Here is a 13550-nt window from a genome sequence, read left to right as displayed (position 1 = left end):
CCGGGCCTGCCTCAGGCGAAGCGCTTGCTGCGGTTCTCGGAGCGCAGCCGCAGCCTGTCGAGCAGCGCCATGACCGGCACCCAGGCCACGGTGCCCGCCGCGACCGTGATCCAGCGTGCCGGGCCGCCGGTGGGATCGCCGGCGATGCCGTCCGACCAGAACACGAAGAAGGTGTCGATCGCCAGCAGCAGCGTCGCCGAGGCGGTCAGCTGCCACAGCGGGAAATTGCGGATCTGCAGGTGGAAACGCAGCGTCAGGAAGGACACCACCACCAGCGCGAGGGCGTGCTGGCCGAGCAGGCTGCCGTAGAGGACATCGAGCAGCAGGCCGGCGATGAAGGCAGTGAGCAGCCCGCAGAGGCGCGGCCACATCATGGTCCAGTAGATGATCGCCATGGTCAGGAACGGTGGGCGGAAGGGCTCGACGGCCTCCGGCAGGGGAAAGACCGCCAGCGCCAGGGCGCCGAGCAGCGTCACCCAGAGCATCAACGGGCTGGTGCGGTTGCGGCTCATTCTGCGCGTTCCGCCGCGGGCGCGGCTGGTGCGACGGGTGCCGCCGGTGTGGCGGCCGGCGCCGGGGTCGCAGCAGGCGCCGGGGTCGCAGCCGGCACCGCAGCAGGCGCCGCTGCCGGGGGCTTCGCGGGCGCCGGCTTGCCGGTGCGGGTCGCCGCCGGCGGCGGCGGGGGCAGCGGGCTGTCCTCGGGCGGTGCCGCCACCTCGGCCGGCGGTGGCTGCACCAGCAGGACCTCGCGGATGCGGTCGAGCGCGGCAGCCGGTCGCGCAGTCACCACCAGGAAGGGCTCGCCGCTGTCGCCGCGAACTTCCTGCACCGTGGCGACCGGATAGCCTGCCGGAAAGCTGCCGCCGAGGCCTGAAGTGACCAGCAGGTCGCCGGCCTTGACGTCGGAATTGCGCGCCAGGAAGGGCAGGGAGAGGCGTTCGAGGTCGCCGGTACCGAGCGCGATGCTGCGCAGGCCGTTGCGCACGATCTCCACCGGCACGGCGTGGTCAGGGTCGGTGATGAGCAGCGCCTCGCTGCTGCTGCCGCGGTCCCGGGTGACCTGGCCGACGACACCCCGGGCATCGATGAGCGCCTGGCCGACGAACACGCCATCGCGGCTGCCGCGGTTGAGCACCACCCGATGGCGCAGGCGATCCATGTCCACGGAGAGGATCTCGGCGATCAGCGCCTTGTCGCCGACCTTGGCGGTGGAGTCGAGCAGGGCGCGCATGCGGGCGTTCTCCGCCTCCAGCGCGGCCATGCGCTGCAGGTGCCCGCGCTCGAGCAGCAGCTCGCGCTTCAGCCCGGCGTTCTCCTCGATCAGCCGCTCGCGCGCCGCGAGGTTGTCGCTCATCCAGCGGCTGGCAGCCGATGGCGCATCCACGGCCTCCTGCAAGGGGTACAGCGCGGCGGCGAGGTAGCCGCGGATGCGCGCCAGGTGCTGGTCGCGGTGGTCGAACACCATGAGCACGATGGCGAGCGCCACCAGCACGACAAGCCTCAGCCCCGGGGCAGGCCCGGAAAACAGTCGTGGCTCGCTGTCGGGTGTCGAGAGCGCCATGCTTCAGGGAACCGCGGGGGCGGGGAAGCCCGGGGGACAGTCTACTGGTCTCTTCCTCCGGGCAGGGATGGGCAGGCTTTTCGTCGAACTCCCCCGGTCTTCGCTCAGTCGAGGCTGAAGACGCCGGGGCCCTGTTCGTCCATCAGTTCCAGTACACGGCCGCCGCCCCGCGCCACGCAGGTGAGGGGATCCTCGGACACGACAACGGGCAGGCCGGTCTCTTCCATGAGGAGCTTGTCGATGTTGCGCAGCAGTGCGCCGCCTCCGGTGAGGACGATGCCGCGCTCGGCGACATCGGCGCCGAGTTCCGGCGGCGTCTGCTCCAGGGCGCCCTTCACGGCGCCGACGATGCCCTGCAGCGGCTCCTGCAGGGCCTCGAGGATCTCGTTGCTGTTGAGGCTGAAGCTGCGGGGCACGCCTTCGGAGAGGTTGCGGCCCTTGACGGAGATCTCGTGGACCTCGTCCCCGGGGTAGGCGGAGCCGATTTCCTTCTTGATGCGCTCCGCGGTGGCTTCGCCGATGAGGATGCCGTAGTTGCGCCGCACGTAGTTGATGATGGCGTCGTCGAAGCGGTCGCCGCCGATGCGCACCGAGGAGGCGTAGACGATGCCGTTGAGCGAGATCACCGCCACCTCGGCGGTGCCGCCGCCGATGTCGAGCACCATGGTGCCGCGGGCCTCGTGCACCGGCATGCCGGCGCCGATCGCCGCCGCCATCGGTTCCTCGATGAGGAATACCTTGCGCGCGCCGGCGCCCTCGGCGGATTCGCGGATGGCGCGCCGCTCCACCTGGGTGGAGCCGTAGGGCACGCAGATCAGCACCCGCGGGCTCGGCCGGAAGTAGCGGCCGGGATGCGCCTTGCGGATGAAGTGCTGGAGCATCTTCTCGGTGATGGTGAAGTCGGCGATGACGCCGTCCTTCAGCGGGCGGATCGCCGTGATGTTGCCGGGCGTGCGCCCGAGCATGTTCTTGGCTTCGGTGCCGACGGCTTCCACCGTCTTGCCGCCGCGGCCTGGTTCATCGCGGATGGCGACCACCGAGGGTTCGTCGAGGACGATGCCCTGGCCGCGCACGTAGATGAGCGTGTTGGCCGTCCCGAGGTCGATGGACAAATCGTTCGAGAAGTAGCCGAGGAGCTTCTTCAGCATGCGCACAACCCAGTCGATGCCAGACAACAGGCAGGAAGGATCCGGCAACCCAAAACCGGATTGCGCGGTACTCTAGCAACGAGGGGGCATTTCCACAACTGCGGGTGTATCATGCGCGCTTCCCTAAGCAGCTGATCCGAAGGCTCTTTCCCGTGTCGCTGAGCAAAGAGGACGTGCGTCACATTGCGCACCTGGCGCGCCTTGCCCCGGGCGAGGACGAGGTGGCCGACTGCGCCGACAAGCTGTCGCGCATCCTCGGCCTGGTGGACCAGCTCAGGCAGGTGGACACGAAGGGCGTCGAGCCCATGGCCCATCCCCTCGACATGGCGCAGCGGCTGCGTCCCGATGTGGTCACCGAGGCGGACTGCCGCGAGCTCTGCCAGCAGAATGCGCCGCGCGCCGAGGCCGGACTGTACCTCGTGCCCCGGGTCATCGACTGAGGCCGTGGCCTTGCAGGGGGATGATCGCAGCATCGCCGCGCTGTCGCGCGCGCTCCGGGACCGCAGCACCAGCAGCCGCGAACTGGTCGAGGCCAGCCTGGAGCGCATTGCGCGCCTCGACGGCGCGCTGAACGCCTTCATCACGGTCAACCCCGACCAGGCCCTGGCGGCGGCCGATGCCGCCGACGCCCGCCTGGCGCGGGGCGAGGGCGGGCCCCTCACCGGCGTGCCCATTGCCCACAAGGACATCTTCTGCACCCGCGGGGTTGCCACCACCTGCGCCTCGAAGATGCTGGCGGACTTCATCCCGCCCTACGACGCGACGGTGGTGGAACGGCTGGCCGCCGCGGGGGTGGTCTGCGTCGGCAAGACCAACATGGACGAATTCGCCATGGGGTCGTCCAACGAAACCAGTTTCTTCGGGCCGGTGCGCAATCCCTGGGACCTGCAGCGCTCGCCGGGCGGCTCCTCGGGGGGGTCGGCGGCGGCGGTGGCGGCGGGGCTGGTGCCGGCCGCCACGGGCACCGACACCGGTGGTTCCATCCGCCAGCCGGCAGCCCTCGCCGGCATCACCGGCTTCAAGCCGAGCTATGGCCGGGTGTCGCGCTACGGGATGATCGCCTTTGCCTCGAGCCTGGATCAGGCGGGCATCCTGGCACGCAGCGCCGAGGACGCGGCGCTGCTGGTCGAGGCCATGGCGGGCTTCGACCCGCGCGATTCGACCAGTGCCGACCTGCCCGTGCCGGCGTATTCGCAGATGCTGGATCGTCCGCTCGCGGGCCGGCGCATCGGCGTGCCGCCGGAATTCTTCGACGCCGGGCTGGATGCCGGCTGCGCCGCCCGGGTGCGCGAGGCCCTCGAGGTGCTGCGCCAGCTCGGCGCGCAGATCGTCGAGGTCTCGCTGCCGAACCTCGGCCTGTCGGTGCCGACCTACTACATCGTGGCGCCGGCCGAAGCCTCCTCCAACCTGGCGCGCTTCGACGGCGTGCGCTTCGGCCACCGGGCCGAAGCTGCCGGATCGATCGAGGAAATGTACAAGCGCTCGCGCCAGGAGGGCTTCGGCGCCGAGGTCCGCCGCCGCATCATGACCGGCACCTACGTGCTGTCCTCCGGCTACTACGACGCCTACTACCTGCAGGCGCAGAAGGTGCGCAAGCTCATCGCCGGGGACCTGCGCCGCGCCTTCGACAGGGTGGATGTCATCGCCGGTCCCACCACGCCGACGCCGGCATTCCGCCTGGGCGAGAAGACCAGCGACCCGGTGCAGATGTACCTGAACGACATCTACACCATCGCCGTCAACCTGGCGGGCGTGCCGGGCATCTCGGTGCCCTGCGGCTTCTCCGGTGGCCTGCCGGTGGGGTTGCAGCTCATCGGGCCGGCCTTCGGCGAGGCTGCCGTGCTGAATGTCGCCCACCAGTACCAGTGCGCCACCGACTGGCATCGCCGGCGGCCGGCGGATCCGCCGACGGGAGCAGCGCAGTGAGCGGCGGCTGGGAACCCGTCATCGGGCTGGAGATCCATGCGCAGCTCGCCACGCGCTCGAAGATCTTCTCCGGCGCAGCCACCGCCTATGGCGCCGCGCCCAATACCCAGGCCTGCCTGGTGGACCTCGGCTATCCCGGCGTGCTGCCGGTGCTCAATGCCGAGGCCGTGCGCCTTGCCGTGCGCTTCGGCCTGGCCATCGGCGCCCGCATCGCCAGCCGCTCGGTCTTCGCCCGCAAGAACTACTTCTACCCCGACCTGCCCAAGGGCTACCAGATCAGCCAGTACGAGCTGCCGGTGGTGCAGGGCGGCAGCGTGCGCATCGAGCTGGAGGATGGCGGCGGCAAGACGGTGCGCCTGACGCGCGCCCATCTGGAAGAGGACGCCGGCAAGTCCCTGCACGAGAACTTCCACGGCCTCTCGGGTATCGACCTCAATCGCGCCGGCACGCCGCTGCTGGAAATCGTCTCCGAGCCGGACATGCGTTCGGCGAAGGAGGCAGCCGCCTACATGCGCAGGATCCACCAGCTGGTGCGCTGGATCGGCATCTGCGATGGCAACATGCAGGAGGGCTCCTTCCGCTGCGATGCCAACGTCTCGCTGCGCCCGGCGGGCAGCACCAGCCTCGGCACCCGCACCGAGATCAAGAACCTCAACAGCTTCCGCTTCCTCGAGCGTGCCATCCTCTTCGAGATCGACCGGCAGGCCGGGGTGCTGGATGAGGGTGGGCGCGTCGTGCAGGAAACGCGGCTGTACGATCCCGACCGGGACGAGACCCGCCCGATGCGCAGCAAGGAAGAGGCCAACGACTATCGCTACTTCCCCGACCCGGACCTGCTGCCGCTGGAGATCGGCGAGGCGCTGGTCGAGGAAGTGCGCGCTTCGATGCCCGAGTTGCCCGACGCACGGGCGCAGCGCCTGGTCACCGAGTGCGGCCTCGGCGCCACGGAAGCCGCGCTGCTGACCGCCAGCCGCGAGGTGGCGGATTACTTCGAAGCGGTGCTCGCGGCAGCCGGTGCCGGCCAGGCGCGTCTCGCCGCCACCTGGGTGAATGGCGAACTGGCCGCGGCGCTCAACCGCGATGGCCTCGGCATCGAGGTGGCCCGGGTCGGCCCGGCGGCGCTGGCGGGCCTGCTCGCCCGTATCGCCGACCACACCATCTCGGGCAAGATCGCCAAGGAGGTGTTCGAAGGCATGTGGGCCGGGGAAGGCGATGCCGACCAGATCATCGCCCGCAAGGGTCTGCGCCAGATCACCGATGCCGGCGCCCTCGAGCAGGTGATCGACCAGGTGATTGCCGCCAATCCGGGCCAGGTGGCGGAGTATCGCGCCGGCAAGGACAAGCTGTTCGGGTTCTTCGTCGGGCAGGTCATGAAGCTCACGGCCGGCAAGGGCAATCCGGCGCAGGTGAACGAGCTGTTGCGCCGCAAGCTCGCTTCGTGACGGCGCCCGGCTCCGGCCGTGGCCGGCGCCGCGGGCCGCGCTGCCGGGAGGGCGGCGCGGGGTAAGGCAGCCAGAGGCAGGTGCGTCATGCGGGATGGATTCCAGCGTCCGGGCTACAGCCGTGCCAGCGTCATCCTCGGCTGGCTGATCATGGTCCTGTACACCGTTCAGGTGACCCTGACGGTACGCATGCCGCGCATCGAGAAGACCTCGCTGCTGCGCGAGCAGTTCCGGGGCTGGCACTACCTGGTCGGCATCACGCTGTTCGTGCTGCTGGTGCTGCGGATCTGGCGCTGGCTGCGCGAACAGCCGGCGGCACCTGCCGCGGGCATGACGGCAGCGGGCCAGGCCTGGGCCCGCACCCTCGCATTCTCGCTGTATGCGCTGCTGCTGGTGATTCCCCTCTTCGGCATCGGTCAGGCCTGGACCGAGGGCCTGACGGTGCATGTCGGCCCGTTCCTCGACCTGCCGGCGGTGATCGGCGAGAACCGTGCCGGCTGGATGTTCACCGGCTATTTCCACTCCGCGCTCAACTTCGGCGTCCTGCTGCTGACCATCGCCACGGTCTGCTCCAGCGCCTGGTTCTGGCTGCGCCGGGGCGTGGGCCAGCTGCGCGCCTGGCCGCCCGGCATCGGCCTGCAGGCCTGGGCGGCCATGTGCCTCAATCTCTATGCCATGAGCACCTTCAGGGAGCCGGGCAACGCGGTGCCGGCGGTGGGCGGCTTCCTGGTGGCGAGCGCGCTGGTGTTTGCCCTGGGCGCGTGGCTGCGTGCGCGCCGGCGCATGCGCATCGTCGCCAGTGCCCCGGCCAGCCTGCTGGTCCGGGTCGTTGCCGTTGGCAGCGTGCTGGTTCTGCTGGGGCTGGGGGCATATGCCCCGTATGCCGCATTCCGCGTCACGCCCTGGCCGGTCGGCGTGATGGTGGCGGCGCCCGGAGGCGTGACCTCGCACGCGGCGCCGGTGGTGCAGGTCACGGTGACGCCGGAAACGCCATTCGAGCGCCAGGTGAAGGCGGAAACCTACAAGTGGTGCCGCTTCTGCCACACCGTCGACAGGAACGCGAAGCATCTCGCCGGGCCGAACCTGTACGCCATCTTCGGGCAGCGGGCCGGCACGGTTCCCAATTTTCATTATTCCCGGGCCATGGCCGATGCCGGCCGCAACGGGCTCGTCTGGGATGACAGCACCCTCGATGCCTTCCTTGCGGACCCCGACGGGTTTCTGCCCGGGACCTCCATGGCCATTTCCATCGGCCCCATCACCGATCCCGCCACGCGCGCGGCCGTCATCAACATCCTGAAGAAAGAAACGATGCCGGGCGCGCAGACCGAGGTTCACTGACGCGCTACGGCGCTTCGCGCGCAGATCGGGGCCCCCGGAAGCGCTACGGCGCTTTTTTTCGTCGATTTCCAACAGATAGACCCACATTCGCCACGGTTCGTGGCATTTGGCGTTGCTCACACGGATTGGGCGGTGCGTCCGTCATGGCACGCATGGGCTGTCAATTGCTCTCTGACCGGAAACATTCACCGGCAAACATATAAAGTTTTCTTTATTATTCGCGCATGACTCTCGATGCCGCACTGGGTTTCCTCAAGGCCAGCGCCGATCCGACGCGCCTGCGCCTGCTGGCCCTGCTGGCGAGCGGCGAGGCCACCGTCGGCGAACTGGTGCAGGTGCTCGGGCAGAGCCAGCCCCGTGTCTCCCGGCACCTGCGCGTGCTCAACGAGGCCCGCCTGGTCAGCTGCTTCCGCGATGGCCAGTGGGTGTATTACCGCTCGGACCCTGCCGCGCCGGCGGCCGAACTGCTGGAGCGCATCGTCGCCCTGGCCCGCAGCGCCGATGCCACCCTTGCCGAAGACCAGGCGCGGATGGTCGATATCCGCCACAAGCGTGAGCGCTACGCCATCACCGCGCCGACAGGGCCCCGCCTGTGGGCGGAGCCGGCCGCTGGACGGCCCGACCCGGTGATCCTGGGGCAGGCGCTCGATGACGCGCTCGGCGGGCAGGGCGTGGGCGACGTGCTCGACGTGGGTGTCGGCGCCGGCATGCTGCTCGGCCTGCTGGCGCCACGCGCGCGCAGCGCCGTGGGGCTCGACATCGCTCGCGGCATGCGCGTGCTGGCGCGCTCGCGCCTGCAGCAGGCCGGCCATGCCCACTGCACCATTCGCGCCGGCGACATGCACGCGCTGCCGTTCCCGGACCTGGCCTTCGACCTGGTGGTGCTCGACGAGGTGCTGTCGCTCAGTGCGCAGCCGGCCCAGGCCCTTGCGGAGGCGGCGCGGGTGCTGCGCCCATCGGGGCGACTGCTGCTCTTCGACCGCATCCTGCCGGCGGCGCTGCGCCTGCCGGGCAGCCATGGCGCATCCCGCGGCCTGTTCGAGAACCAGCTGGCGGTGCTGTTGCGCGGGGCGGGCCTGCGGCCCGGCAACCCGGCCTGGCTGCCCGCGGGCAGCCCCAGCTTTGCATTGGTCACGGCGGTTGCGGCCGCTGCGCCGAGGGGGACGGGTACCCATGCCTGAAGTCGAAGCCGCCAGCGCTGCGCCAGCTCCGGTGCAGGTTTCGTTCGAGTTCTTCCCGCCGAAGAGCGCCGCGATGGAGGCCAGCCTGTGGCAGGCCGTGGAGCGGCTGGCTCCGCTGCAGCCGCGATTCGTTTCGGTGACCTATGGCGCCGATGGCTCGACGCGCGACCGCACCCACAACATCGTGCGCCGCATCCTGCGCGAGACCGGCCTGACCTGCGCGCCGCACCTCACCTGCGTGGGAGCCAGCCGCGAGGAAGTGCTCGAGGTGGTGCGCGGCTATCACGACGACGGCATCCGCCACATCGTCGCGCTGCGGGGTGACCCGCCCAGCGGCGAGTCGCGCTACCGGCCCCATCCCGGCGGCTATGCCTATGCGGCAGACCTGGTCGCGGGGCTGCGGCAGTTCGCCGACTTCGACATCTCCGTGGCCGCCTACCCGGACGTGCACCCGGAAGCGCCGAGCGCGGCGTTCGATCTCGACAACCTGAAGCGCAAGTTCGATGCCGGCGCCAGCCGCGCCATCACGCAGTTCTTCTTCGACGTCGATCGTTTCCTGCGCTTTCGCGATGACTGTGACCGGGCCGGCATCCGCGGCCCGCTGGTGCCCGGCCTGTTGCCGATCGCGAAGTTCTCGCAGCTGCTGGGCTTCGCCGCCCGCTGCGGCACGCCGGTGCCGGGCTGGCTGCACCAGCGCTTCGAGGGCCTCGACGAGGATCCGGAGACGCGGCAGATGATCGCCGCCAGCGTCGCCATCGAGCTGGTCGGCCGCCTGCGCCGCCACGGTGTCGATGAATTCCATTTCTACACACTGAACCGCGCGGAGCTGACCTATGCCATCTGCTACGCGCTGGGCTTGCGGCCTCGGGCCGCGGAGGCAGGCGCATGACCGGCGATGACACGGGACGTCAGCAGCGGTTCGCCCGGCTGCAGGCACTGCTCGCGCAGCGCATCGTGGTGCTCGATGGCGCCATGGGCACGGTGCTCCAGGGGCGCGGCCTGACCGAGGCCGATTACCGCGGCACGCGCTTCGGCGACTGGTCGCAGGACCTGAAGGGCAACCACGACCTGCTGTCGATCACGCGACCCGAGGTCATCGGTGCCATCCACCGCGAGTTCCTCGAGGCGGGCGCGGACGTCATCGAGACCAACAGCTTCAACTCCACCGCGCCGTCGCAGGGCGACTACGGCCTGCAGGAGCTGGTGGCCGAACTGAACCTGGCGGCCGCGCGGGTGGCGCGCGAGGCAGCCGACGAGGTGGCCGCGCGCACTGGCAGGCCGCGATTCGTCGCCGGCGTGCTCGGCCCCACCAACCGCACGGCCTCGCTGTCGCCGGATGTCAACGACCCCGGCTTCCGGAACATCAGCTTCGACGAGCTGGTGGCGACCTACAGCATCGCAGCGCGCAAGCTGCTCGAGGGCGGCGCCGACTTCATCCTCGTGGAAACGGTGTTCGATACCCTCAACGCCCGTGCCGCGCTCTACGCCGTGGCGAAGCTCGCCGATGATCTCGCCGAACCGGTTCCGGTCATGGTGTCGGGGACCATCACCGATGCTTCCGGGCGCACGCTCTCCGGCCAGACCACCGAGGCGTTCTGGAACTCGGTGCGCCATGTGCGCCCGTTCATGATGGGCCTGAACTGCGCGCTCGGCGCCGAGGACCTGCGCCCCTACATCAGCGAGCTCTCGCGGGTGGCCGATACCGGGGTCAGCGTGCATCCCAACGCCGGCCTTCCCAACGAGTTCGGCCAGTACGACGACACGCCGGAGCACATGGCGCGCATCCTCGGGGATTTCGCCCGGGCCGGTTTCCTCAACATGGTGGGTGGCTGCTGCGGCACCACGCCGGCGCACATCCGCGCCATCTGCGAGGCGGTGGCCGGCTGCCCGCCGCGTGCCGTGCCGAAACTCGAGCCGAAGCTGCGGCTGGCGGGCCTCGAGCCGCTGAACATCGGCCCCGGCTCGCTGTTCGTCAACGTCGGCGAACGCACCAACGTCACCGGTTCGGCGCAATTCCGCCGGCTCATCGCCGCGGACGACTACGCGGGCGCGCTGGCCGTGGCCCTGCAGCAGGTGGAGAACGGCGCCCAGGTCATCGACGTCAACATGGACGAGGGCATGCTGGACTCGGTGGCCGCCATGGACCGCTTCCTCAAGCTGGTGGCGGGCGAGCCGGACATCGCACGCGTCCCGGTGATGATCGACTCCTCGCGCTGGGAGGTGATCGAGGCCGGGCTCAAGTGCGTGCAGGGCAAGGCCATCGTCAATTCCATCAGCCTCAAGGAGGGCGAGGAGGCGTTCCTGCGCCAGGCGCGCGAGATCCGCCGCCACGGCGCGGCGGCGGTGGTCATGGCCTTCGACGAGAACGGGCAGGCGGACACCGTGGAGCGCCGGGTGGCGATCTGCGAGCGCTCCTACGCGGTGCTGCGCGAGCAGGCCGGCTTCGCGCCGGAGGACATCATCTTCGACCCGAACATCTTCGCGGTGGCGACCGGCATCGAGGAGCACGCCCGCTACGGCCTGGACTTCATCGAGGCGACGCGGCTCATCAAGCAGCGCCTGCCGGGCGTGCGCGTCAGTGGTGGCGTGTCCAACGTCTCCTTCTCCTTCCGCGGCAACAACCGTGTCCGCGAGGCCATGCATTCGGTGTTCCTCTACCACGCCATCCAGGCGGGCATGGACATGGGGATCGTCAACGCGGGCCAGCTCGCCATCTACGAGGACATCCCGGCGGAGCTGCGCGAGGCGGTGGAGGACGTGATCCTCAACCGGCGCGCCGACGCTACCGAGAGGCTGCTCGACATGGCCGGGCGCTATCGTGACGGCGATGCCGCCCGTGCCGCGGCCACGGACAACGCCTGGCGCGAATGGCCGGTATCGAAGCGCCTGTCCCACGCGCTGGTGAAGGGCATCGACGAGTTCATCATCGCCGACACCGAGGAGGCGCGCCTGCAGGCCGCGAAGCCCCTCGACGTGATCGAGGGGCCGCTGATGGACGGCATGAACATCGTCGGCGACCTGTTCGGCGCCGGCAAGATGTTCCTGCCGCAGGTGGTGAAGTCCGCCCGCGTGATGAAGCGCGCGGTCGCCCACCTCGTGCCGTTCATCGAGCAGGGGCAGTCCGGCGGCGTGCGCAAGCTCGGCCGCATCGTCGTCGCCACCGTCAAGGGCGACGTGCACGACATCGGCAAGAACATCGTCGGCGTCGTGCTCCAGTGCAACAACTTCGAGGTCATCGACCTCGGCGTCATGGTGCCCGGCGAGAAGATCCTGCAGGTGGCGCGCGAGCAGCAGGCCGACATCATCGGGCTCTCCGGCCTGATCACGCCCTCGCTGGACGAGATGGTGCACGTGGCCCGGGAGATGAAGCGCCAGAAGTTCACCACACCGCTGCTGATCGGCGGCGCCACCACGTCGCCGGCCCATACCTCGGTGAAGATCGACCCGGAATACGACGGCGCGGTGATCTACGTGAAGGACGCCTCGCGCGCCGTGGGCGTGGCGCAGAAGCTCATCACGCCCGGCGAGCGCGAGCGCTTCACCACGGAAACCAAGGACGACAGCCGCCTGCGGCGCCAGCGCCACGCCCACAAGGACCGGCAGGCTCCGCAGATCGGCCTGGCCGATGCGCGGCGCAACAAGGCGCGGGTGGATTTCGGCACGCCGCCGGTGCCGGCGCGCCTCGGGGTGCAGCTGCTCGACCTCGACCTGCAGGTGCTGTCCCGGTACATCGACTGGATGCCGTTCTTCAATGCCTGGGAGTTCCACGGCAAGTTCCCGCAGATCCTCACCGATCCGGTGGTGGGCGAGGCGGCGAGCGGCCTGTGGCGGGATGTGCGCGAGATGCTCGACCGCGTGCTGGCGGAGGGCTGGCTCACTTCGCGTGCGGTGATCGGCCTGTTTCCCGCCAACGCCGTCGGCGATGACGACATCGCGGTCTACGCCGACGAATCACGGGCGCAGCCGCTGGCGATGCTGCACCAGCTGCGCCAGCAGCGCGCCAAGCCGGACGGCCAGGCGCACCTTTGCCTGGCCGACTACGTCGCCCCGCGGGAGTCCGGCATCCGCGATTACATCGGCGCCTTCGCCGTCACCGCGGGGCTCGGCGCCGAGCGGCGTGTCGCCGCCTTCCAGCGCGCCAACGACGACTACAGCGCCATCCTGCTCAAGGCGCTGGCGGACCGCTTCGCCGAGGCCGGTGCCGAGTACCTGCACGAGCAGGTGCGCAAGCAGCACTGGGGTTTCGCGCCGGAGGAGTCGCTGGACTGCGCCGGGCTGATCGCCGAGTCCTACCGCGGCATCCGGCCGGCCCCCGGCTATCCGGCATGCCCGGACCACACGGAGAAGGCCACGCTCTGGCGCCTGCTGGATGCGGAGCGCAACGCCGGCATCGTGCTGACCGAGGGCTACGCCATGATGCCGCCGGCATCGGTGAGCGGCTGGTACCTGGCGCACCCGGAAGCGAAGTATTTCGGCGTGGGCCGCATCGGTCGCGACCAGGCGGTGGATTACGCGCGTCGCAAGGGCGTCAGCCTGGCCACCGTGGAGCGCTGGCTGGCCGCGGCACTGGGCTACGACGCGGAGGCGGCCTGAATCAAAAAAATGCGCCGGTGGCCGGCGGCAGGCCGCGCTACAGGGAAGCGGCCGCCGCCGGGCACCGGCGAACAGCTAACACCCTTTGCCTGAAGGACCCGCGATTCCCGCCGCCGGATACCAGCCCCGGGGGGAACGCCGTATTGGCTGGCCTCCTGGGTGGCGGCGATGCATCGCCGGCGATTCAGCGTGAGAGAGCCTGCCACCGCTTTGCGGATGGCGCATCCCCCGCATGGGGGAATTTCGGTCGTCAGCCCGCGACTTTTCGCCTCACTCATTTGGGTGAGGTACGAGGCGTCGCCGCATGCATTCCCTGGGGCATAATTTCCGGCAGCGCAACGATCACCGTTCGCAGGGG

Annotated in this window: 10 protein-coding genes; 7 read left to right on the top strand and 3 right to left on the bottom strand. The window is 69.9% G+C overall.

Features of this window, described 5'->3' with window-relative positions:
- Positions 1-11: 11 nt before the first annotated feature.
- The 3 genes from mreD to HRU81_10020 all read right to left on the bottom strand — a co-directional run bounded on the left by mreD (position 12) and on the right by HRU81_10020 (position 2709).
- The gene (mreD, locus tag HRU81_10030; protein ID QOJ32416.1) at positions 12-512 is read right to left on the bottom strand and encodes a rod shape-determining protein MreD; all 501 of its coding nucleotides are present in this window, start codon (positions 510-512) and stop codon (positions 12-14) included.
- Complete coding sequence (gene mreC / locus HRU81_10025) at positions 509-1561, bottom strand: rod shape-determining protein MreC (GenBank protein QOJ32415.1); 1053 nt, start codon at positions 1559-1561, stop codon at positions 509-511. Before mreC ends, mreD begins: the two co-directional genes overlap by 4 nt.
- Before the next feature lie 104 nt (positions 1562-1665).
- The gene (locus HRU81_10020) at positions 1666-2709 is read right to left on the bottom strand and encodes a rod shape-determining protein (protein ID QOJ32414.1); all 1044 of its coding nucleotides are present in this window, start codon (positions 2707-2709) and stop codon (positions 1666-1668) included.
- A gap of 152 nt (positions 2710-2861) precedes the next feature.
- Between HRU81_10020 and gatC the strand changes: the two genes are divergently transcribed.
- The 7 genes from gatC (at position 2862) to metH (ending at position 13192) form a co-directional block, all read left to right on the top strand.
- The gene (gene gatC, locus HRU81_10015) at positions 2862-3149 is read left to right on the top strand and encodes an Asp-tRNA(Asn)/Glu-tRNA(Gln) amidotransferase subunit GatC (protein QOJ32413.1); all 288 of its coding nucleotides are present in this window, start codon (positions 2862-2864) and stop codon (positions 3147-3149) included.
- Positions 3097-4635 (top strand): Asp-tRNA(Asn)/Glu-tRNA(Gln) amidotransferase subunit GatA, encoded by a 1539-nt coding sequence (gatA, locus tag HRU81_10010; GenBank protein QOJ32412.1) that lies wholly within the window; start codon positions 3097-3099, stop codon positions 4633-4635. The genes gatC and gatA overlap by 53 nt, the downstream gene beginning before the upstream one ends.
- Positions 4632-6077 (top strand): Asp-tRNA(Asn)/Glu-tRNA(Gln) amidotransferase subunit GatB, encoded by a 1446-nt coding sequence (gene gatB, locus HRU81_10005; GenBank protein ID QOJ32411.1) that lies wholly within the window; start codon positions 4632-4634, stop codon positions 6075-6077. The genes gatA and gatB overlap by 4 nt, the downstream gene beginning before the upstream one ends.
- A gap of 87 nt (positions 6078-6164) precedes the next feature.
- Positions 6165-7418: a hypothetical protein gene (locus HRU81_10000; protein QOJ32410.1), complete on the top strand. Its 1254-nt coding sequence runs from the start codon at positions 6165-6167 to the stop codon at positions 7416-7418.
- Between the two features lie 224 nt (positions 7419-7642).
- Entirely contained in the window at positions 7643-8599 is a 957-nt protein-coding gene (locus tag HRU81_09995; GenBank protein ID QOJ32409.1) for a metalloregulator ArsR/SmtB family transcription factor, read from the top strand.
- On the top strand, positions 8592-9488 hold the full coding sequence (gene metF, locus HRU81_09990; GenBank protein ID QOJ32408.1) for a methylenetetrahydrofolate reductase: 897 nt from the start codon (positions 8592-8594) through the stop codon (positions 9486-9488). Before HRU81_09995 ends, metF begins: the two co-directional genes overlap by 8 nt.
- Positions 9485-13192 (top strand): methionine synthase, encoded by a 3708-nt coding sequence (metH, locus tag HRU81_09985; GenBank protein ID QOJ32407.1) that lies wholly within the window; start codon positions 9485-9487, stop codon positions 13190-13192. The genes metF and metH overlap by 4 nt, the downstream gene beginning before the upstream one ends.
- Positions 13193-13550 lie beyond the last annotated feature (358 nt).

Source organism: Gammaproteobacteria bacterium, from assembly GCA_015709695.1.
Lineage (GTDB): Bacteria > Pseudomonadota > Gammaproteobacteria > Steroidobacterales.
Note: the sequence above shows the minus strand (reverse complement) of the source record. Positions and strands in the feature narration are given on the sequence as shown.

What these genes read in the sequence shown, in the direction of transcription:
- HRU81_09995 (QOJ32409.1), top strand. Translation starts at nt 7,643, where the DNA reads ATGACTCTCGATGCCGCACTGGGTTTCCTCAAGGCCAGCGCCGATCCG.
- gatA (QOJ32412.1), top strand. Translation starts at nt 3,097, where the DNA reads ATGCGCCGCGCGCCGAGGCCGGACTGTACCTCGTGCCCCGGGTCATCG.
- HRU81_10000 (QOJ32410.1), top strand. Translation starts at nt 6,165, where the DNA reads ATGCGGGATGGATTCCAGCGTCCGGGCTACAGCCGTGCCAGCGTCATC.
- mreC (QOJ32415.1), bottom strand. Translation starts at nt 1,561, where the DNA reads ATGGCGCTCTCGACACCCGACAGCGAGCCACGACTGTTTTCCGGGCCT.
- metH (QOJ32407.1), top strand. Translation starts at nt 9,485, where the DNA reads ATGACCGGCGATGACACGGGACGTCAGCAGCGGTTCGCCCGGCTGCAG.
- mreD (QOJ32416.1), bottom strand. Translation starts at nt 512, where the DNA reads ATGAGCCGCAACCGCACCAGCCCGTTGATGCTCTGGGTGACGCTGCTC.
- HRU81_10020 (QOJ32414.1), bottom strand. Translation starts at nt 2,709, where the DNA reads ATGCTGAAGAAGCTCCTCGGCTACTTCTCGAACGATTTGTCCATCGAC.
- metF (QOJ32408.1), top strand. Translation starts at nt 8,592, where the DNA reads ATGCCTGAAGTCGAAGCCGCCAGCGCTGCGCCAGCTCCGGTGCAGGTT.